The following is a 19,949-nucleotide window of genomic DNA, read 5'->3' as shown; positions in this document are numbered from 1 at the left end:
CTGCCTCCTGTCATGGGTTCTAGCGGCGGGGTGCGGTGGGGCCGGATGCGGGGTTCGGCGGAGGAGCCGGTGGCTGCTGTCCGGGGTGGCTGCCCGGTCGGGAGGGGGTGTCGTACTCCTGGCGGAGCGTGGTCTCGACGGCGCGGGCGGCCTCGCTCATGGAGGCCAGCAGTCCGCTCGCGGCTCTCCACGCCGCCGTGCGTGGGGAGTCGGCCGAGGACCGTTCGTTGTGCTGGTAGCGGTGGCCGGCGGCGAGGAGGTAGTCGCTGAGGGCGCCGACGAACGCTTCGGAAGCGTTGAGCACGGCGCTGGTGACGACGGCGGCCTCGACAGGTGTGGCCGCCTCGTCCAGGGCCTTCAGATAGGGGCGCAGGTCGGGTGCGCCGAGGGGCGGTTCCGGGAAGCGGTGGCGGGCCAGGAGGCCGGCGGCAGCCCTGCGCGCCCACCGGTCCAGGTCAGCCGCGGTGGCAGACCCGGTCGCGTGAGAGTGGATCTGCTCGGCGTCGCGGCCGGCGTTGTCGTACAGCTCGAAATCGGGGTTCAGGGCAGGGGCTTTCGGGTTCGGGAACGAAGTCTGCTGTGCGGGCGCTGAGGCTCCTGTGGGCAGCGGGGCGGTCGGCGTGGGGGGCGCCGCAGGTAGCGGACTTCGGAAGGCCTGGACAGACAGGTCTGGTGGTCGGCCCGCAGGCCCAATGCACGCCGGGTCGGGCGGTCGGGCCTGCGGTGCTCGCCGGTCACGGTCAGAAGAGGCCGGACTGAGTGGTGCTGTCCTCGGTCCAGTGGAAGACGACCCGCTCCAAGTCTTCGAGGTAGACGATGCCGTCACTGGTGCGGAAGGCGTCGAGGCGATCGTCCGCGTAGTCCTGGAGCTCGTTGTCCGCCGCATCGACGTGCACCCGGTTCCGTCGGGACTGCTTGCGCCAGGCAACTAGGTCGGAGTCAGTCGCGCGTCTCATCCAGACCCAGACGCCGTTGCCCAGCTTGAGGATGTCGTCGGGGTGGAAGAAGGAGCCCGGCCCCCTGCGGCGGGGGTTGCGCTGGTCCCCGAACCCGGTGACCGCATTGTCGGCAAGTTTGTCCAGGGCGATGGCCAGCGTGTCCGGGCCGAGGTCCACATGATCAAGCTTGCTGCGAACCGCCTGGACGAGGTCGCGCTTGCGGAACCGGTAGTCGGCGTCGGTGATCTCCAGCGCGGTCTCCTCGACCAGCTGCCGCAGGAGGAGTTCGGTATTGCTCGTCACGGCAGATCACGCTCCTGCCAGACCTGGTCCATCTCGGCCAGCGCCGTCATCGCGTGCGCGATGATCTCGCGGGTGAGGGGCGTGCCGGTGGCGTACGCGGGGTCGTACCGGCTGAACGTCCTGGTGCCGCGGGTCTGGGCGAGCGGCGGGACGAGTTCGTCGAGCAGTCGGGTGGCCACCTTCCGCTGACGCTTGTCCTCCTCGACGCGCTCAGTACGTTCCGCCCACGCGCCGGCCAGGGTCAGATCGCCCTCGACAACCCGGTCGGCTCGGGGTCCTCTTCCCGCAGGCGGGCGAGCTGGGCCTCGGCGGAGTTCTCCTTGGCCTTGATCTCCTGGGCTGTCGCGTACGCCTCGTTCAGGCCCTTGGTGCCCTTGATGACGGCGTCGGCCAGGAGTGGTGCGTAGCGCAGGACCATGGCGGCCTGGGTGATGCGCCCGGTGGAGACTCCGGCCTGTTCACTCAGTGAACGGACGGACTGTTCACTGGGTGAACGCTCCGGATGTTCACTGAGTGAACGGGCCTTGGCGGCGATCATCGCGAGCTGGCCCTTGGTCAGGTGGCGGTGGCGGCTGTTGACCGACAGGGCATAGGCGCTCGGGCTGTTCCCTCGTAGGTGACGTATACGGGCTCGACACCGGCGATCTCGCATGCCTTCAGCCGGTTCCGGCCGTCGAGGATCCGGCCGTCAGCGTCGAGAACGATGGGGTGGTGCTGGCCGAGCTCGAGGATGTCGTCGGCAAGTGCCCGGAGCTCGTCATCGTCGAGCATCGGGAAAGTGCGGTGGTCGGATGGGATTCTATGGGAGTCCTCCTGTAGGGGATTCGGTCATGCGGGGTGGCCCGGTGAGGTGGGCAGACCTCAGTGCATGCGGGCGTCGGTGTCGAACAGGTGCTGCTCGGCCGGATGCAGAAGATGTTGAACGATGAATGATCGTCCGGCGACCTTCCACAGGCCGCGGCCGCGGCTGAGGTGGGAGATCGCCTCGGTCTCGACGCTGGTGAGGCCGAGCAGGGCGGCTGCCGCGTGGAGCTGGTCGGTTTCCTGCCGGTAGACGATGCGGGTGGAGCAGTCCGCGAGGAGCCCCTCGGCCAGGGCCCGGCCCTGGGATCCGGCGTCGCCGGCGGAGAGCAGGTCGCTCAGGCGGTGGACGACCATGAGGTTGGCGATGCCCAGGCCGCGGCTCAGCTTCCACTGGGCTTGCATGCGCTGGAGGAGCGCGGGGTGGCGCAGGATGCGCCATGCCTCGTCGTAGACGATCCAGCGGCGCCCGCCGCGGGGGTCGGTGAGGGCGGATTCCATCCAGGCGGAGGCGCAGGTCATGGCGAGGACGAGGCCGGTGTCGTCGCCGGAGCCGCCGAGCCGGGACAGGTCGATGCTGAGCATGGGGGTGTTCGGGTCGAAGGCGACGGTGGAGGGGGCGTCGAACATGCCGGCGAGGTCGCCGTGGACCATGCGGCGCAGGGCGTGGGCGAGGTCGCGGGCGGCGTCTCCCAGGTGGCCGGAGACGGTGCCGGCGGCCTGGTCGAGGAGCACGGGCTGGGCCAGGGTGTGTGCGATGTCGCCGAGCAGCGGGGTGCGGCCTGCGTGGGCGGCAGCCTTGACGACGCCGTCGAGGGCGATGTCGAGGGCGGTGTGCTCCATCGGCATCAGGTCCCGGCCCAGCACGGTGCGGGCCAGGGAGCCGAGCAGGAGCAGGCGCCGCTTTCGGATCTCGCCCGCCCAGTCCGCCTCGGGTACGGACGGCGGTCGCGGCGCTGCGTCCAGGGGGTTGAGGCGGCCGGGCAGGCCTGGGCCGAGGGCGATCGAGGTGCCGCCGAGCGCCTGGGCGACGGGAGTCCACTCGCCCTTCGGGTCGCAGGGCACGTAGACGCGGTAGCCGAACGCAACACTGCGCAGCGCGAAGGACTTCGCCAGAGCGGACTTGCCCTGGCCGATCACTCCGGCCAGCAGGACGTTGGGGTTGGTGAAGCCCTCCACCTTGCCGTACAGGGTGAACGGGTCGAAGGTGAAGGCGGCTTCGGCGTGGACGTCGCGTCCGATGTAGATGCCGTCGGCTCCGAGTCCGCCTTCGGCGAGGAAGGGGTATGCGCCGGCGGCGACCGCGGTGGTCATGCGGTGCGCGGGCAGGCGCAGAACGCTGCCGCGGGCGGAGGCAGGGCCGGAGCGTCCGGAGGGCGGGTACATCGGCATCGGCACCTGTGCCTCGGCGGGCTCGGCCCCGTGTGCGGCGGTGGTGGCTGCGCGGGCTTTGGCCTCGGCTTCGGCGAGTTGCTTGCGGGCGGCGCGGCGGCTGGCGCGGTCGGTGCCGTGCGGGGTGAACAGGGGGCTGGCGCTGGCGCGGCGGGCGCGGCGGCCGGGGCGGTGCTGCTGGGGCATGGGGCGGATCGATTCTGCGGTGGTGGCCGCTCACACGGTGCCGGCGGTACGGGTGCTGTGGTCGCTGGGGGTGGTCTTGCGGCGGATGGAGTGTCCGGAGGCGAGGTGGCGCTGACAGATAGTCAGGACGGGCGGCCCCTCGGGCAGCGTCTCGGGGCGGCAGACGGGGTCGGCGCCTGTCTTCGGTGTGGCGGGGAGGGTGTGGAAGGCGTCGTGGACGCCGGCTGCGGCCTGCCACAGCCGCAAGTGAGCTGCGGCGAGGTGGCGTCCGGCAGCCGGGTGGGCGGGCCGGGTGGCCTCGGCGAGCTGGTCCAGCAGCAGGTGCAGTCCGGTCAGATGGCCGTGCAAGACATCGAGGTGAGCGCGGTCGGCAGGGGTGCCGCTGGTGGCGCCTTGGCGGGTGTGGTGGCGGACGCCGGCGGTGGCGGCCCGCAGGTACGGGTGCGCATCGCCTGCGTCGGTGAGGGCGGAATCCAAGAGCGGGGCTCTCTTCTGTGGGTCAGCGGCGGCGAGCCGCGGAGCGGTGGGCGGTGCCCAGGGCGGCCGGCAGTGGAACGGCTGTACTGGGCGGGACGGGCTTACGGGTTTGCTCGGAGCGCAGGTCGGAGAACTAACCCGGCGCCCGCAGCCCGGGGTGGCACCTCTCGTACACGAGCAACACGTCGGGCTCGGCGCTGTCCGGGGCGAGTTCGGCTGCCTCGCGCAACCAGCGCTGGAAGGTGGGCAGCCCGGGGAGGGCGTGGAGGGCGTCGTCGAGGCCGGTGGCGTAGAGGGCGAAGCTGTACGGCCTCTCGCCGTCGTGCCGTTCGCGGCCGGCGACGGTCACGGTAAACGGCATCCGCGCAGGCGGGCCGATGAGCAGGCTGATCTGCCCGAGGAGGGTGTCGAGGTGGTCGCTGGCTTCGATGGCCGTCGTGATGCGGGCGTCGTCCCATTCGCGCAGGTGGTCCTCCGCGACCTCGCCCTCGGCGCCCAGGTACGGGGCCAGCTGGGCCTGGTGCTCGCCTTGAAGGGCGCGGGCTTCAGCGAGGAGAGTCTGGAGCTCTGCGATCAGTTCGGACTGGTCGGGTTTCTGCATGCGGGGGTTGGTCTCCGGCAGGTGGCGGGCTGCCGAGCCCGTTTAGAGGGCGGTGCGGGCGAGGGGGAGGGCGGCGAGGGTGAAGGCGTCGGGCTGCTGGTAGACGAGGCGGCGCAGGTCGACCTGGGAGGTGACGGCGGCGGTTTCGATCTGCGCGCAGGCGGCGTCCAGTTGTGCGTCGGTTTCGGCGGAGACGGTGAGCAGGCCGGTGAGGGCGACGTCGGCGTGCCCGGCGATGAGCTGGCGTTCGCGTTCCTTGACGTCGGTGTACTCCACGGAGTCGGCTTCGGAGTCGACCTGTCCGCGGCGGGCGCGTTCGTTGGCGTCGGCGATGATCGTGGCCTTGGTCCGCTGGACGTCCCGCAGCGCGGACTCCAGCTCCTGGGGCACATATATAAGGGAGAAGGAGCGGCGCACGCCCGCGGTGAACATCAGGCCGTGCAGGAACCCCGGCGTTGTTTCGGTGCGGGGCCAGTTCTCCACCCAGTAGGTGGCGTGGCGGGCGGTGTCGGTGATGACCCGGTCGTACTCCTCGACCTGGACGACCGGGCCCGCTGCTGCCGGGTCGGCCTCGGCGCGGCCATGCTCGGACCACTGCTGGAGGCCGGCCAGAGCTCTGGGGTCGTAGGCGGTGCGGACGACGGCGGCGATCTCGCGGGCGGTGAGCCAGCCGGTGACCATCAGGCCCGCGCTGCGGGCGGCCTGGGAGACGGAGGCTGTGGTCTGCCCGAGCACGGTGAAGGCGCCGGGCAGGCCGCCGCCGGCCTGGGAGATCAGGCGCTTGGCGGCCTTCATGTCCAGGGAGACCGCCAGGTACGTCTCGTGCGGGGCTGCGGCGGGTCCGGCGGAGGCGACGAGGTCGGCGTACACCTGCCCGGCCACGGGTGTTGCCGGGTGGCCGTGGGTGGTCCAGTGGCGGGTGAGGGTGTCACCGGAGTCGGGGACGGTGCGTTCCAGGACCTGGACGGTGGCGATGTGCCCGGTGCGGGCGATGCCTGCCAGTGCCCGGCCCCAGGCACTCACGTTGGCGTTCTGGGTGGCGGGGTCGAGGAGGGCGAACGCGCGGGAGGTGACGCGGGCCACGGCGGTGAGGGTCTGGTGGTGGGGGTCGTGGACGGCGGCGGCCTGGGATCCGGCCGGGGTGACCACGCGCAGCGAGGCTGCGGTTCCCGGCAAGTGCAGCAGGCCGTCCACCTGTGGGCGGGAGACCGCGCGGGCCAGCCACATTGTCTGGCCGGTGCGTCGGCGGTGGGCGTAGCGCAGGACGATTGGCGCCCAGTCGATCAGGGAGCGGCCGTGGCGGCGGATCGCGACGAGGGCGGCGATGGCCGCCCACAAGGGGGTCAGTGCGAGTGCGCCGAGAAGGCCGGTGGAGACCACGGTCGCCAGGAGCACGGCGAGGGCGGCGGAGGTGAGGATGAGCTGGGGAAGGGACAGGCCGAGCAGGATGCCGCGCCTGGACCGGTGGGGGAACTTGATCGTCAGGGGGGAGAGGGTGAGGTCAGACAAGGCAGGGGCCGCTTTCGGGGCGCGGGGCTGGTGCCCGGGCGGGACACGCGGTGTGTGCGTCCCGCCCGGGCTGGGGCGAACGGATCAGGAACCGCTGGGCGGCGGCGAAGCAGTGAACGGACTGCCGGTGGATCCGGCTGTCGCACTCGGGGCGCCCTGCGGCGGCACCTGCTGCGTGCTGCGCGGAACCGGACCGGCACCCGGGCCCGGGGAGGTCGGCCCGGCCTGCGGGCCGGGGCTGGAGCCGAGGTGGCCGCTGGTGTCCTGGTTCACGCGGGTCGGCGGAGGCTGGACCACCTTCGACAGCCCGTCGGCGAGCCCGCCGCCCGCGGACGGCATGGGCGCGGTGTTCTTCTCCCCGCCGCTGCCGCCGGTGGGGCTGGCGGCGACGTCGCCGGGGAACTGGCCTGGGACACTGGCCGGCCCCTGCGGGGCGGCCCCGGCTGCGGCGCCTCCGGCACCGCCGGTGGCGGCCATCGCGGCGGCCTTGCGGGCTGCCTGCTCGGTGTGCTGCTTGGCGATCTGCGCGCCCGCGCCGCCGGCCCGGTGGATCGATTCGCCGTCGGTGCCTTCGGCGGCCCAGTGCACGAACTTGAACGTGGCGTACGGGCAGAGCAGCACCAGCATCATGATCACGGCACCGGCGAGGCAGTCGGCGAGCGCGGCCATGCCGTCCTTCGGCTCGGTCCGTCCGAGGGCGGAGACACCGAGGAGGAAGACGATCGTCATCAGCAGCTTGGAGACGACGAGGGTGGCGGTGGCTTCGATCCAGCCGCGCCGCCACCTGCGGGCGGCTTCCCAGCCGCCGCCGGCTCCGGCGAATATGGCGAGGGTGACCAGGACGAGGATGCCGACCTTGCGGACCATCATCACGCACCAGTACAGCAGCGCTCCGACCGCGGAGCCGAGGCCGACGACTGCGGGGATCATCCAGCCCAGCGGCACCATCGAGCCGACGTAACTGGCCTTGACCATGCGCCGTACGGCTTCCTGGATGGAGGTGTCCGCTGCGGCGAACAGGCCGGCCGACAGAGCGTCGACGACTTCGATGGCCACGGTGGTGAGCGCGATGGCGGCGAAGGAGAAGAGCACGCCGCTGGCGGTGCCGGTGAACGCTTGGGCCAGGGCCTGGCCGTCGCGTTTGACGGCGGCCCGGATGAGCTGGGCGCAGAAGGTGGCGACGAGGATCGTCAGGCCGATGGGCAGCAGTAGTTCGTAGTTGTCGACGAACCACCCGGCCCGCAGGTCGACCTTGGTGGTGGTGTCGACGGCCTCGGCGGCCAGTTCGGCCGCTCCGGCGGCGAACTCGCCGACGGACTTGGCGATCCAGTTGCCGATGCCTTCGGTGATGGCCTTGCCTGGATCGTTGACGAAGTCGATGGCGTCGGCCGCCGTGCACAGCTTGCTCGCGATGGGCAGGGAGCAGAAGTCCACTGGAAGGGGTACCTCCTTATCTGTTCAGTGGCGTGCTACGGGGCGACGCTCGGGGCGAGGGAGACCAGGGCGCAGTCGGCACTCGGCCGGCACTGGACGGCGAGGGTGACCGCACGGTCCTCCGCCCCGCCACCGCCGTCCTTCCAGGCGATGGACTGCTTGCCGGTGACGGTGACCGCGTAGATGTACGCCTCGGTGATCGCCGTCGGGTTCTCCGCCAGGGCCTGCTTGAACGCGGAGGGGAAGCGGGCGTCGGTGACGGTCGCGGTGGCGTACTGGGCGTTGTCGCCCATCCGCGACCACAGCACCGGGTCCGGGACCTGGGAGGAGAGGGACGTCCAGTCGGTGTACTTCTTCTCGGCGGTCATCCAGGCGTGCATGCCGGCGAGCTGCTGGTCGCGGCTGGTGGTGCGGGTGTCGTAGGACCACAGCATCACCGCCGCCGCCCGCGCGTAGGCCAGCGGATCCGCCAGCCGCGGCGGCGACGGAACCGAGCCCGTGCCCGCGCCAGGCTTGAGCGCGCCCGGTGTGGACGTGGAGGGGTTGGGCGAGGCCGGGGCCGCCGGAGCGCGGGCCTCGCCCTGGTCCCCGCTGGTGAAGAATGCGGCGGTTGCGGCGACCGTCAGCAGCAGGGCCGTCACGGTCACCAGGACGGTGATCCGCCGCTTGGCGGGCCAGTGGGAGGTGGCACGGTGCAGGGGGGACATGGAGCGCCTCCCCATCAGCGGACCTGGGTGCCGAGGGCGGAGAAGAAGGCGACGATGCCGTTGGCGGCGCCGAGACCGAGGGCCGCGCCGGCGCTCACGACGGCGCCCTTCTTGCCGTTGGCCTCGGCCTGGTGACCGCCGCTGTGGTGGCCCCAGGCCCACACGCCGAGGGACACGGCCAGGGCGCCGACCACGGCGATGATGCCGAACATGTTGATCGAGCTGACGACGTTGCGCAGGACGTCAAGTCCCGGGAGGCCGCCCCCCTTCGGGGTGATTCCGGGGTCGAAGGCGAGGTGGGTGACGCGGTCTGCGAGTGGAATGGGTATGGCGGAGCTCCTTGCGTACGCAGGGCAAAGCGGCCCTGCGGAATACGGGGAAGGGAAGAGCGCGTTCGGGGCGCGTGAGGGGGCCCCGGATCAGGCCGGGGCGCAGCCGGCGGTCAGCTGCCCAGCGCGGGGATGCGGCGGACGGCGAGGATCTGCCAGTCGCCGACCTTCTCGATCCGCACCGGACGCCCGGTGCGCGGGGCGTTGATCACGAGCCCTGCGCCCATGTACATGCCGACGTGCTCGGGAACGGCGGCGGTGCCGCGGGTGAAGAGCAGGTCACCGGGCCTCAGGGCACTGGCCGGGACCGGGTCGCCTTCCTTGACCTGGGTGTACGTGGTGCGGGTCAGCTGGACGCCGGCCTTGGCGTACGCCTGCTGCATCAGGCTCGAGCAGTCGCAGCGCCCCATCGGGTCGGGCCCGCGGGGAGCGAGGCAGGTGCCTCCCCACTGGTACATCGTGCCGAGCTGGTGCATCGCCCAGTCGATCGCGGTGCGGGCCTTCGGGGAGGCGTCCGCGGGGATCTTGTACCCGTCGGGGACGGAACCTTCGGGGATTTCACCCCAGCCGGCCCCATCCTCGCCCGGCCGACAGTCGCCGCCGGAGCCGCCCGTACCGGTGTCGGGCTGGCCGGGCTGGGCTTGGCCGCCGTTCGGGAGGGTCTTGGCGATGGCCTGCTGCAGGGCCCGGGCGAGGGGCTCCCACTGGGCGTAGGCGTCCGGGTAGCCGGAGCGCTGTACGGCCTGGGCGGCCTGGGTGATCGTCATCTGCTGCCAGCCGTTGACCTCCAGCAGCCCCTTGTAGAAGCGAGTGGAGGCGTAGACGGGGTCGCGGATCTGCTCGGGTGTGCCCCAACCCATGCTGGGCCGCTGCTGGAACAGGCCCAGGCTGTCGCGGTCACCGTAGGTGAGGTTCCGCAGGCGGGATTCCTGGATGGCGGTGGCGAGGGCGACGACCTGCCCGCGCTCGGGCACCTTCATCGCGACGCCGGTGGCGACGATGGTCTTGGCGTGCGGGATCTGCTCGGCGGGCAGTTCCAGGCCCTCGACGCGAACGTTCCGGTCGGCGCCCTGGCCGCCCAGGATGGCCGCGACCTGCCGGGCGACGGCGCCGGTGTCGACGGTGCCACCGCCGGGCGTGCAGTTCGCCGACCGGGAGGCACCGGCGCTTCCGGCCGCCGCGATGGCGGCGGTGCCGGCGAGGAGGAGGGGGGAGAGGCAGACGACGCCGAGAGCGGCGGCTACGGCCTTCAATCCGGCGTGCCTCCCCGCTCGCCGGGCGGTGCCGGCGGCCGGGATTCAGGCAGGTCAGGGCAAGGTCGTGTCACAGCAGTGTCCTTGGTGAGTGAAGCCCGGCCGCGCGGTCCGTGGAGCGTGTGAGAAGGGCGCGTCGTGCCGGGTGAATGGGTGATCTGGTTTGCCCCGCCGGGGGCCGGTTCGAGTTCCCTCTCGTTCCGGCACGGCAGAGCGCGGGGTCAGGTGTGCCTGGGCACAGGGATCCCCTCCGTGAAGGCATGGGTGGGGTAAGCCATCCGGCAGTCGGTGCGTGCCGGGGCGGTTCCAAAACTGTAGGTGCCGAGCCCCGGTTGACCAAGAAATTGATGATCAAGGCTCTATTTCAAGGGTTTTGGCGGCGACCGTGGTCAACCGGGGATCGTGCCCTACAGTTTTGGGACTCCCCCTTGCAACTGCCGGCGCTTTCTGCCGTGGCCTTGCCATGCCCGCATACCGCCTGGCTGGCATGTGCCCCATTGGCGCGTTCTGGGGAGTCCCTCCCTTTCCCGAACCGAATTGGGGTATCTCTTTGCCTTTCTCCCTGCACCAGGGTGACGCGCTCAGCGTCCTGTCCACCCTCCCGGACGACTGCGTCGACTCCGTCATCACCGACCCGCCATACAACTCCGGCGGGCGGACCGCGAAGGAACGCACCTCCCGGACCGCGCGCCAGAAGTACACCTCCGCGGACGCCGGCCACAGCCTGCCCGACTTCACCGGCGAGAACATGGACCAGAGGAGCTACGGCTTCTGGCTCACCCAGATCATGACCGAGGCACACCGCCTCACCCGTGCCGGCGGTACAGCGCTGCTGTTCACCGACTGGCGCCAGCTGCCCGTCACCACCGACGCGCTCCAGGCCGCCGGATGGCTGTGGCGTGGTGTTCTTGCCTGGCACAAGCCGCAGGCCAGGCCGCAGAAGGGCCGGTTCACCCAGAACTGCGAGTTCATCGTTTGGGGCTCCAACGGAGCCATCGACGGGGACCGGAACGAGGTCTACCTGCCCGGCCTGTACTCGGCCTCGCAGCCCTCGGGCAAGAACCGCCAGCACATCACCCAGAAGCCCGTGGAAGTGATGCGGGAGCTGGTCAAGATCAGCCCGCCAGGCGGTTCCGTGCTCGACTTCTGCGCAGGCTCCGGCTCCACCGGCGTCGCCGCCCTGCTGGAGGGCCGCGACTTCATCGGCGTGGAGAAGACCAAGCACTACGCCGAGATCGCCACCGGCCGGCTCACCGAAACGCTCCAGCAGACCCGCACCCAGGACGACTTCACCCTGTCCGCCTGATTCCGCCCACCGCCTCACGGGGGCGGATTCCCGAGGGTTCGACTCCCGTTCCTGTCCGGTTGCCGGGCTTTGTAACACGGGATCCCCGGTTAGCCAAACCGGGGATCCCCTGGATCGTTGAAGTTCCCTTCCCGAATTCCCCATGCCTCTACGGCTGCGAGGAGATCCCTTCCCCGTGCACGAATCACCAGATGCCACCGGCGGCGAGGAACTGGAGCCGGTCCGGATACCGGAAGCCGAGCTGGAGAGCATCCAGGCCAGCGTCCTCAAACTTCTGGACCGCTCCGCCGAACAGGCCCGCCAGCTTGACAGCCTGGCGGTTGCCCCCGCCCCGTTGCCCTTCCCCGGCTTCGCCATGCCCTCGCTCCCCGGCATGCCGGGGATGCCCGTACCGCCTGCGCTCCCGCCGGAGCCGCGGCCGATCCTGGAGCTGGAGGGCGAGGAGTACGAGAACGAGCTCGACACGCTCACGGACTGGGTCGAGGACTTCCTGATGCGCGTCTACGGCGCGGAGGTCACCACCGCCGCGCCGTGGTGCGGGCAGTGGCAGGAGCACCTGGACGTGGTGGCCTGGCTGCACGCCCTGTGGCTGGCCTACCTCCAGCACAAGGAACCGGACGCGGGCCAGTCGGGGATGGCGGTGTGGCACCGGGACTTCCTCACCCACACCATGGCCGCCGTCCGCGCACCGGGCGGACCTCTCTCGGCATGCCAGACCGATCCGGACCGGCCAGCCCACCGTCTCCTGCGCGGCCCCGGCCGATCCAGCCGCGCCTCGATCCCGGACCCGGCAGGCGCAGCGGCACCGGAGGGGGGCGAGTCGTGAGCGGGCCCGAGCCCCGGCCTGCGTTCGGCCTCAGCTTCGACCCGCGCGCTCTGAACGACCTGCTCGCAGCCCCCGGCGACATCCGCGACCTCGCCCTCGCCCAGCTCCAGGACGTCGTAAACGCCAACCTGTTCGGCGGCAAGCTCACCGGCGACCTCGCCGGCCTGCGCAAGCTCTACGTCGATCGCCATGCCGCCTGGCGCACGGTCTATGCCCAGCGGCCGGCCCCAGCGGGCTCCGCGCACCGCACCGAGATCCACGTGGTCGCCATCCGCCCGCGGGACCGCCACGACGTCTACAACACTGCCGCCGCCCGCCTGGGCATCAAGCGGCGCCCGGTCAGCGCGCTCACCCACGCCGCCCGCGCCCGCTCCCCCCAACTGGAGGGCTACCGGCCCGTCCCCAAGCCCGGCCCTGCGCCGTACGCGCTGCCGGGCCTGCCCCAGCCCGCACCCACCCCACTCGCCACGAAAGGCCCCACCCGTTGACGACCCACCCCAACATCCTCGACGCCTTCGCCCACACCCTCCTCGGGACGCAGCCGAAGCCGGAGAACCTCCACCACCGGGCCCTCCTGGAGGCCCACACCGCCGTCCAGCACCTCGAAAGCCAGCTCCTGGAGCGGTTCTCCCGGCCGCTGCCCGAGAACACCTCGTCGCAGACGTACGTGGAGGAGTACACCGAGCTCCTCCTCGACCGGCTCGCCGCCGGCGTCGAGCTGTCCCTCCTGATGTCCGCCCCCTGCGCCCCGGTCACCGGCAGCACCCCGCCCGCCGAGGGCGAGTCCGATGCGGAGGCGGACTGCTGCCGCCCGAGCGGAGACGCCCCGGCCGAACCCGAGTGCCTCCCGTGCGGGCAGGGACCGGAGAACGGCTCCTGTCGGCAGGCAGGCGCGGAGCCGGCCGATCTGCTGGATGCGTGCCTGGTGGTGTTCTGCGCGCTCGGTGATCCGGACGCGCTGGCGTCGGCGGACCTGGTGGACGGACTGCGCCGTCTGCCCGGCACCGCGGAGGGCCGCTGGTTCTACGCCGACCTCACTCAGCCCCGACTGGCCCAGCTCCTGGCCCCGTTCGGAATCCAGACCCGCAACATCACCCTGCCGGACGGCCGGCGCCGCAAGTCCTACCGCCGCACCGCCTTCGTCTCGGCGGCGTGGGGCGAAGCCCCCTGCTGAACCGCCCCACCGGCCCACGCCCCCGACCGGCCCCCACCGTTGTGCTCGCCGGCATCCGGCGGGCCGGCACCTCGGACATCGCCCGCATCGATGCGTTCCACCAACGCTGCTCACCGGCCGGTCTTCACCGGCGGTGGGGGCGGACCCGCGCTGCGATCCGCGATATCGAACGCCTGCTGGCCGCTGGTACGACATGGCTCGGCCTTGATGCCGCCGGGCAGGTGACCGCAGTGGCCACCGCCGGGCGCGTCAGTGGCGAGAGGGGGGTGATGGATCTCGGCCTGCAGGTCGCCGACGCCCAGCAGCAGGGAGGCATCGGGACGCTGATGGCCCGCCACGCCGCCGCGCACGCCCGCAGCAGTGGCGCCCACACCCTGTCGGTCTACACCGCGGCGTCGAACACGCCGATGCTCCGCATCCTGGACCGCCTCGGCCCCTCCGCGCAGACACCACACGGCAGCCACGTGGACGTCCGCGTCCAGCTCAGAAGCTGACGCACCCGGCAGGCCCTTCTGAACACATCCGACCGCTTCGTCACCTCCCGGAGTCGCCCATCCTCACCCCACCATCTGCCCCTTCAACGCCGGATGCGGCTCTGGCCGAGCGGATCCGCGCCGTCACCAGCCACGCCGTCACTGACCTGGCCGAATACCTCGAACGCGGCCTGCTCGACGAGCCGACGGCGGCCCTGGCCGAAGCCCACCGGCTACTGAGGCAGGCGCAGCAGGCCGTGGACTACCACCGCGATCACCTACGTCGACTGCTGTTCGACGAGCCTGTCGTGGACACCACACTCGCGGACCGCATCGACCGGTCCATCGGCCACCTGCGGCAGGCCGCAGCCACCCGCGACACCCACCGCGACGCCGTCCTCGCCGCCCTGGCCGAACTCCAGACCGCCAGCCCCGCACGACCGGACACCAGAGAGGCACCGGACCTGCCGGCCCCGGACACTGCAGCGCTGCTGGCCATCGCCCGCGGAGCCAAGCTCCACGAGAACCTGCTCACCCAGCGCCTGTCGGTCATCACCGCCTCCGGCACCCGCATCGCCTACTCGGCACTTCAGCGCCTGGAGTCCGCCGGCCTGGTCGCGCGGGACGCCTCCCGCCCCGTCCACGCCGGGGTCCCCCTCACCCTGACCGAGGCCGGCCGTGCCACGCTCACCGGCGCCCGGCGTACGAACGCGGCGGGGGCGCCTCCTGCCGTCCGCTCCGGTGCCTGGCCCGCGCCTGCCACGCGGGCCCACCGCTGACTCCTCCCACGCCCCGCATACGACAAACGGACCTTCTTGGCACCGACCGATGACGAGCCCGACTTCCGACTCGACGGCCTTGAGCCCGCGAACCCCGCGATGGGGGAGAGCTTCTGGGACGCCGTGGAGAGCGAATCCCACGAGATGAGCGTGCTGGCCTCCCACCACAGCCCGGACGGGCGCACCAGCTTCTTCGTACTCCACGACCGCACCGCGACCTGGGGCATTCCCGGCGAGCCGCAGCTGATCGCCCTGCACCTCACACGCGACACCGAAGCCCGCACCTTCACGGCCGACTTCGTCCGCCTGCCGCTGGTCTCGATGGCCCAGTCGTGGCTGATCAAGCGCGGCTGCCCCACCGATGCCATCGGCTTGCCGGAAGGGATGGGGTCCAGGCCCGCGGACGAGACCACCGTCGCCCTGGAGCGGCGGTTGATGGGCGACGGGGACAACTTCGCCGTCCTGTTCAGCTACACCGAGGACTCCGGCCTGAAGCCGGAGATCACGGTGCTGCTGCGGGCACTCGACGAAATGGCGCCGTACCCGTACCGGGTGTTGCTGGAGGAGCTGGACACCAGCACGTGGACCCACACCCTGCGCGAGGGCGGCTTCGAGACCTTCGAGGCCGCGGACGCGTGGCTGGAGGACCGCGACGCCCCGCTCCCGGCCACGCCGGCGCTTCGGGCATCGGCCGCGCGCACTTCTGCGGTGCCGACACTCCCGCCAGCCCCTGCCGCAGGTCCGCGATCGGGACGCTCCCGCTGATCGGGTTGTGGGCGGAGAAGGTAACAGCACATCCCCGGTTAGCCAAACCGGGGATTGTCCGGACTCTTGAATCAGCCCGGCGGGTAACGCCGCCCGGGCTTTCCACCCCTGCCTGTCGCCTTGGGCGAGGCATGCCCACTATTTCTGGAGAGGAGTCCACGGTGTCCGAAGCACTGGAGTCCGACGATGTCGTGAGTGCCATCACCCAGCAGATTGAAGCCCGATACAGGATGACCCTCGACGAGCTGCGGGCTGCGGTCACGGCGGCACCGGGTGCCGATCCCGGCGCGGCCACGGTGCTGCGCTGGTACGGGCATCTCACCGATGCCCAGGAAGCCCTCACCCGCGCCGAGGACGCGCTCGTCGCGGAACTCGGCAGCACTCCGGGCGAGCTGGACGACCCGGCCATGGCCCTGGCCCACCAGGTGAACGCGGCGGTCGCGGCCCGCGACGGGCGCGCCATGGTCGTGCGCTACCTCCTCGACGGCAACGCCCCCGGTAACCGCGCTGCCTGGTCCGCACGCACCAACGGACTGGCTCCGGCCGTCCGGACCACGCCGGTTGCCGGGCCTGCCGCCACCGCGGTGCCGGTGCGGGGCTCTGTGCGATGAGCGCTTCCACCAAGCCCTCCAGCCAGGACACCCGCCTCGAAGAAGTCTTCGGCGCCCCGGTCGGCGAGCTGTACGCGCAGGCGGTGGCCGGGATCGCGCCGCCGCCGGTATCGCGGGCGCTGGAGCTGCGTTCCTTCCTTGCGCTGACCGAGGAACAGGTCGCCCGGGTCCGGGACCGCGTGCACGCAGCCATGGCCCCGGACCGGGACATGAACGAGCTGTCGGCTGCGCAGCTGCGGATGGACTCGCAGTGGTTGGACGCCGCCTTGTCCGCCCGCGGCGAGTACCTGATCGCCCTGGGCGAGCTCCTCACGTCCATGCCGGCGCCGACCAACCCTCCCCGCCGGCCAGTCGCGTTCGACCAGCAGCGTCTCGCAGCCCGGCTGAGTCCCCGTTCCGCCTCCGCCGCCTTACCGCCAGTGCCCGCAAAGAGAGGCCGCTGATTGCCGCACCGCACCTCCCAAGCCATCACCGAACGCATCGAAGCCCTCTACGGCCGTCCCCGTGCCGAACTCGAAGCCCACGCGGACGCCACCGGCCACCCCAGCATGCTGGCCGCGCTCCTCGGCTCCCTGTCCGCGGTCGAGTTCGCCGAGCGGGACATCGCCTTCCAGGCCGAGCGCCTGCGCCAGCTGACCCACCCCGACCGCGAGATCGGCCGCTTCACCGCCGGACACCTCCTCGACTGCGCCCGCCGCATCGGCGAAGCCGTCGCCGTCCGCGACTCCCAGGCCCGGCACACCTCCGCCGTCCTGCAGAGCCTGCACCGCGCCCCCGCGCCCGCCGAGCAAGCCCCGGCCATGCCCGGCCTGCCGGCCGGCGCACCCGCAGCCTCGGCCGCGCGGGCGCGCTGAACCCTCCTTCACCCACGTTCCAGGAGCACCACTTTGCCTACCCCCGGCATGCCCGAAACCGTCGCCGCCGACCTGTCCCGCGTTACCGAAAGCCTGCAGATGCTGGCCCCGCGCTGGAACGTGTGGGTGCTGATGACCCTGGCCGAACAGCCCCTGCGCTACAGCGACATCAAGACCCGCCTGCCCTGGCTCGTCGACGGCCAGCTCCACCCCAAGCTCCGCAAGCTCATCGACGCCGGGATGGTCGAGCGCGCCGCCCTCGACCGGCGCAACGTCCTCTACGGCCTGTCCGCCCGCGGCAAGGCGGTGCTGCCGGTGCTGCCGGAACTGGCCCACTGGGCCCGGACCCACCTGGAGAAGCACACCGTCCTGGACGCCGTCACGGGCCAGCGCGTGCCCAAGGCGGTGCCGCAGGCCCAGGACATCGAAGACACCCTCACGCTGCTCGCACCCCGGCACGCCACCGCGATCCTGTGGACGCTGCAGGCCCGGGGCGCCTCCAGTGCCAAGGCCATTGCCGCCAGTGTGATGCCCGACTCCAGCCTCTCCGTGATCTACCAGCCGCTGAAGCGGCTGGCCGAGGACGGCTTGATCACCCGCGACCGGTACCGCGACGGCCACGTCGAGCTGACCGCGGCCGGCCGGAACCTGGCACCGGTCTACCGGGCCCTGTCCGCATGGGCGGCCGGCCGCCCACTGGCGGAGGCCGGTGACCACCCGGTCTGGGGCCCGGCACCCGCACCCTCCCCGGTCACAACCGCCGGGCCCGGTGTGTGGCTCACCACCCAGCCCCGCCACCCCGCACCAGCACCCCGGCCGACCCAGACCGTCTGGAAGCCGGGTGACCTGTTCTCCCACACCCCGCCCGCCCGCCCGATCACCCCCGCACCGGCAGGAGGCCGCACCCGATGAACACCTCCCGCACCCCGGCCTCCCCGACGTCGTGGGCCGCCGACACGCTGGCCCACGACGGGCTCATCCGTCTCATCAGCGAGATCGACGACAACGGCCCCCTCCAGCGGCGCATGCTCGCCACCACCCTGCACGGCCTCTCCCGCCGCCAGCTCACCCACGCCACCACCACCGGCCGATGGCTGGGCCTCCTTCGTGCCAGCCGCCAGGGCGGCAACGCCTGCTACGTCCTGACCAGCGCCGGCCGCGACCTCGCCGAGGTGTACGACACCGCGGCCCGGTGGGCCCGTGCCCACCACTACCCCCACCCGGTCAGCGACTTCACCACCCGCGTCCAGGCCACCCTCACCCTCCTCGCCCAGCACCCGAGCGCCACCACCGCGGACGCCGGGCCGGACGACGAAGCCGCGCGCACCTTGAACTCCGTACGGTCCGCCCTGTCGCAGTGGGCCGGCGACCACGGGGACGCCCTCGCCACGAACCCGGTGCCCGGTTGCGCGCAGGACGGGATGGAACTGGCGGCGTGAGCCCTACCCCCAACGGCCCTGCCGAAGCAGGTCTGGGGACCCGCACGGTGGCCGAGGCCGTCGGCAACGACCCGGCCGTGTGGGCGTTCGCCGCCATGAAGGACGCGCCCGGCCACCTGCAGGCCGTGGTGCTCGCGGTGATGAACACCGCCCACGAACTCGACGCCGTGCAGCGGCACCTCCTCGACGACGTCGTCCGCGCGATCGAGGAGCTGTCGAAGACCGAGGCCGGCACCGACAGCCTCCGGGCCACCGACGGCCTCCTCGGCGACCGGGGCGCCCGCATCGAGTGCCTGGCCGTCCGCCGCGGGGAACTCCTGCGCCGACTCGATGCCCACCTGGCCCTCTACCAGGCCGCCAACTCCGGGCCCCAGCCGCCGACCGCGCCGACGAGGACAGCGGGCACGGCGCATCCGGCGGACTCCCCGCCGCAGGCGCGCGGCCCGCGCCGCTGACCCCGCTCCTCTTCCTTCTCTCTGTTCAGCTCGCCGCGGCGGGCGCCGCTCTTGTGTGAAAGCGACGATGACCACCGAGCTCGTGATCGCCGGCCCCCGGCACGCCCTCCTGCCGCAGCTGTCCCTGCTGCGCCAGATCTACCTTCCCCGCAGCGCGGATGCCGCAGCCTTCGCGATGACCACGTACGGCATCCCGCTGATCGTGCTGGCCACCACCGGCTCGGCAGCCCTGACCGGCCTGGCGTTCGCCCTGGAGTGGGTACCCAGGCTGGCCGCGTTCTCCCTGGCCGGGGCGATGGTCGACCGGCACGGCACCAAAAGGGTCTTCCGCATCGCCTCCGTGCTGCGCGCCCTGGTGGTGATGGCCGCCGCGTTCCTCCTGCCCCAGGTCAGTGGTGCCGCCGCGACAGTCACGGTGATGGCCCTCGCCGCCATCACCGGCGTGGTCACCGAGTTCTCGTACATCGCGGCCGAGACCGCCGGCGCCACCGCCAGCCGGGACGCGGGCGAGCGGGCGCACCGGGTGCAGTCCGTCCTGCTCGGCATCGATCAGACCGCCACCCTCGCAGGACCCGCCGCCGCGGGATTCCTCCTGCACTGGGCCGGGGTGACCGGCACCCTGACCACCATCGCCGCCTGTTCCCTCCTCGGCGCGCTCCTCGCCCCCTGGCACCGCGAGCCCCGCCAGGTGGACCCAGCCGCTTCCGCCCTGACCGGACTGGCCACCGGCTGGAAGACCCTCATCTCCCTGCCGGCGCTCGCCTGGCTGATCGCCGGCCTCACCGTCTCCAACGTGGCCACCGGCATGCTCCAGGCCGCCGCCCCGATCATCGTCGTCCAGCACTTCGGGCACTCCAGCGCCGCCGTCGGCGTCATCTGGTCCGCAGCCGCAGCAGCCTCCCTCCTCACGGTCGCCTGCTGCCGCTTCGCCATCGACCGCGTCGGCCTGTGGCCCACCGGAGCAGCCAGCGCCCTCGTCGCCGCCGCGGCCGGCCTCGCCGTCTCCCAAGCCGGGACCTACACCGAGTTCCTGGTCCTCACCGCCGTGCTCATGGCCGGCGAGGGCGGCATGACCGTCGTGCTGCGCACCCTGCGCTCCCACCTCATCCCCGAACAGGTCTTCGGCGCCACCCTCAGCATCACCATCCTCGTGATGCTCCTGCCGTTCCCCCTCGCCGGCATCCTCGTCGCCCTCACCCCGCCGGCCCTCCTCGGCCACGTCCTCACCGCCTGCGCCGCCCTGCAAGCCATCGGCCTCGCCGCAGCCTTCTGGCGCCTGCGTCGCGAACCCGCCATGCACCACCGCCACCCGGCCACCCCCTGACCCCCGTGGATCT

General features: G+C 72.0%; 27 protein-coding genes. 14 read left to right on the top strand and 13 right to left on the bottom strand.

Translation table 11 applies throughout. The features are described from left to right. Positions 1-19: 19 nt before the first annotated feature. The 13 genes from OG207_RS06920 to OG207_RS06860 form a co-directional block, all read right to left on the bottom strand. On the bottom strand, positions 20-304 hold the full coding sequence (locus OG207_RS06920; protein WP_329096825.1) for a hypothetical protein: 285 nt from the start codon (positions 302-304) through the stop codon (positions 20-22). A gap of 436 nt (positions 305-740) precedes the next feature. Then, a complete protein-coding gene (locus tag OG207_RS06915; protein ID WP_285529662.1) occupies positions 741-1,241 on the bottom strand; it encodes a hypothetical protein in 501 nt (166 codons plus the stop codon). Beyond that, positions 1,238-1,420 (bottom strand): hypothetical protein, encoded by a 183-nt coding sequence (locus tag OG207_RS06910; protein ID WP_329096822.1) that lies wholly within the window; start codon positions 1,418-1,420, stop codon positions 1,238-1,240. The genes OG207_RS06915 and OG207_RS06910 overlap by 4 nt, the downstream gene beginning before the upstream one ends. Positions 1,421-1,482: 62 nt before the next feature. Next, complete coding sequence (locus OG207_RS06905; protein ID WP_329096821.1) at positions 1,483-1,779, bottom strand: hypothetical protein; 297 nt, start codon at positions 1,777-1,779, stop codon at positions 1,483-1,485. A 17-nt stretch (positions 1,780-1,796) separates the two neighbouring features. Continuing rightward, a complete protein-coding gene (locus tag OG207_RS06900; RefSeq protein ID WP_329096819.1) occupies positions 1,797-2,012 on the bottom strand; it encodes a ParB N-terminal domain-containing protein in 216 nt (71 codons plus the stop codon). A gap of 90 nt (positions 2,013-2,102) precedes the next feature. After that, on the bottom strand, positions 2,103-3,620 hold the full coding sequence (locus OG207_RS06895; RefSeq protein WP_285530035.1) for an ATP-binding protein: 1,518 nt from the start codon (positions 3,618-3,620) through the stop codon (positions 2,103-2,105). A gap of 30 nt (positions 3,621-3,650) precedes the next feature. Continuing rightward, the gene (locus tag OG207_RS06890; RefSeq protein ID WP_285530036.1) at positions 3,651-4,097 is read right to left on the bottom strand and encodes a DUF6238 family protein; all 447 of its coding nucleotides are present in this window, start codon (positions 4,095-4,097) and stop codon (positions 3,651-3,653) included. Positions 4,098-4,230: 133 nt separating this feature from the next. Then, complete coding sequence (locus OG207_RS06885) at positions 4,231-4,698, bottom strand: hypothetical protein (protein WP_329096817.1); 468 nt, start codon at positions 4,696-4,698, stop codon at positions 4,231-4,233. 42 nt (positions 4,699-4,740) lie between these two features. Further along, positions 4,741-6,207, bottom strand: coding sequence for an SCO6880 family protein (locus OG207_RS06880; RefSeq protein WP_285530038.1), 1,467 nt, complete (start codon positions 6,205-6,207; stop codon positions 4,741-4,743). An 84-nt stretch (positions 6,208-6,291) separates the two neighbouring features. Continuing rightward, entirely contained in the window at positions 6,292-7,641 is a 1,350-nt protein-coding gene (locus OG207_RS06875; protein ID WP_285530039.1) for an SCO6881 family protein, read from the bottom strand. A gap of 35 nt (positions 7,642-7,676) precedes the next feature. Then, positions 7,677-8,348, bottom strand: coding sequence for a hypothetical protein (locus OG207_RS06870; protein ID WP_285530040.1), 672 nt, complete (start codon positions 8,346-8,348; stop codon positions 7,677-7,679). Positions 8,349-8,362: 14 nt separating this feature from the next. Then, a complete protein-coding gene (locus tag OG207_RS06865) occupies positions 8,363-8,677 on the bottom strand; it encodes a DUF6112 family protein (protein ID WP_229344839.1) in 315 nt (104 codons plus the stop codon). Positions 8,678-8,790: 113 nt separating this feature from the next. Next, positions 8,791-9,930: a C40 family peptidase gene (locus OG207_RS06860; RefSeq protein ID WP_285530041.1), complete on the bottom strand. Its 1,140-nt coding sequence runs from the start codon at positions 9,928-9,930 to the stop codon at positions 8,791-8,793. A 550-nt stretch (positions 9,931-10,480) separates the two neighbouring features. Here OG207_RS06860 and OG207_RS06855 point away from each other — a divergent pair. The 14 genes from OG207_RS06855 (at position 10,481) to OG207_RS06790 (ending at position 19,936) form a co-directional block, all read left to right on the top strand. Continuing rightward, positions 10,481-11,236, top strand: a complete 756-nt coding sequence (locus OG207_RS06855; RefSeq protein WP_329096814.1) for a DNA-methyltransferase — start codon at positions 10,481-10,483, stop codon at positions 11,234-11,236. 175 nt (positions 11,237-11,411) lie between these two features. Then, positions 11,412-12,062, top strand: a complete 651-nt coding sequence (locus tag OG207_RS06850; protein WP_329096812.1) for a DUF4913 domain-containing protein — start codon at positions 11,412-11,414, stop codon at positions 12,060-12,062. Continuing rightward, positions 12,059-12,550, top strand: coding sequence for a type II toxin-antitoxin system RelE family toxin (locus tag OG207_RS06845; protein ID WP_285530044.1), 492 nt, complete (start codon positions 12,059-12,061; stop codon positions 12,548-12,550). The genes OG207_RS06850 and OG207_RS06845 overlap by 4 nt, the downstream gene beginning before the upstream one ends. After that, positions 12,547-13,236 carry a DUF3631 domain-containing protein gene (locus tag OG207_RS06840; RefSeq protein WP_285530045.1) on the top strand — a complete coding sequence of 230 codons (690 nt, stop codon included), beginning with the start codon at positions 12,547-12,549 and terminating at the stop codon, positions 13,234-13,236. The genes OG207_RS06845 and OG207_RS06840 overlap by 4 nt, the downstream gene beginning before the upstream one ends. 41 nt (positions 13,237-13,277) lie before the next feature. Further along, positions 13,278-13,730: a GNAT family N-acetyltransferase gene (locus OG207_RS06835; RefSeq protein WP_285530046.1), complete on the top strand. Its 453-nt coding sequence runs from the start codon at positions 13,278-13,280 to the stop codon at positions 13,728-13,730. 287 nt (positions 13,731-14,017) lie between these two features. Next, complete coding sequence (locus OG207_RS06830; protein WP_285530047.1) at positions 14,018-14,488, top strand: hypothetical protein; 471 nt, start codon at positions 14,018-14,020, stop codon at positions 14,486-14,488. 36 nt (positions 14,489-14,524) lie between these two features. After that, positions 14,525-15,253, top strand: a complete 729-nt coding sequence (locus OG207_RS06825) for a hypothetical protein (RefSeq protein ID WP_329096807.1) — start codon at positions 14,525-14,527, stop codon at positions 15,251-15,253. Positions 15,254-15,414: 161 nt separating this feature from the next. Continuing rightward, positions 15,415-15,864 (top strand): hypothetical protein, encoded by a 450-nt coding sequence (locus tag OG207_RS06820; protein ID WP_329096806.1) that lies wholly within the window; start codon positions 15,415-15,417, stop codon positions 15,862-15,864. Beyond that, a complete protein-coding gene (locus tag OG207_RS06815; protein ID WP_329096804.1) occupies positions 15,861-16,307 on the top strand; it encodes a hypothetical protein in 447 nt (148 codons plus the stop codon). Before OG207_RS06820 ends, OG207_RS06815 begins: the two co-directional genes overlap by 4 nt. After that, positions 16,308-16,718: a hypothetical protein gene (locus OG207_RS06810; protein WP_285530051.1), complete on the top strand. Its 411-nt coding sequence runs from the start codon at positions 16,308-16,310 to the stop codon at positions 16,716-16,718. A 48-nt stretch (positions 16,719-16,766) separates the two neighbouring features. Further along, a complete protein-coding gene (locus tag OG207_RS06805) occupies positions 16,767-17,630 on the top strand; it encodes a winged helix-turn-helix transcriptional regulator (protein ID WP_285530052.1) in 864 nt (287 codons plus the stop codon). Continuing rightward, on the top strand, positions 17,627-18,157 hold the full coding sequence (locus OG207_RS06800; RefSeq protein WP_329096800.1) for a regulator: 531 nt from the start codon (positions 17,627-17,629) through the stop codon (positions 18,155-18,157). Before OG207_RS06805 ends, OG207_RS06800 begins: the two co-directional genes overlap by 4 nt. Continuing rightward, positions 18,154-18,612 (top strand): hypothetical protein, encoded by a 459-nt coding sequence (locus OG207_RS06795; RefSeq protein ID WP_285530054.1) that lies wholly within the window; start codon positions 18,154-18,156, stop codon positions 18,610-18,612. The genes OG207_RS06800 and OG207_RS06795 overlap by 4 nt, the downstream gene beginning before the upstream one ends. A gap of 67 nt (positions 18,613-18,679) precedes the next feature. Beyond that, positions 18,680-19,936 (top strand): MFS transporter, encoded by a 1,257-nt coding sequence (locus OG207_RS06790; RefSeq protein ID WP_285530055.1) that lies wholly within the window; start codon positions 18,680-18,682, stop codon positions 19,934-19,936. The last annotated feature ends 13 nt before the right edge of the window (positions 19,937-19,949 follow it).

The organism is Streptomyces sp. NBC_01439 (assembly GCF_036227605.1).
GTDB lineage: Bacteria > Actinomycetota > Actinomycetes > Streptomycetales > Streptomycetaceae > Streptomyces.
This window is presented reverse-complemented; position numbering and strand designations above follow the sequence as displayed.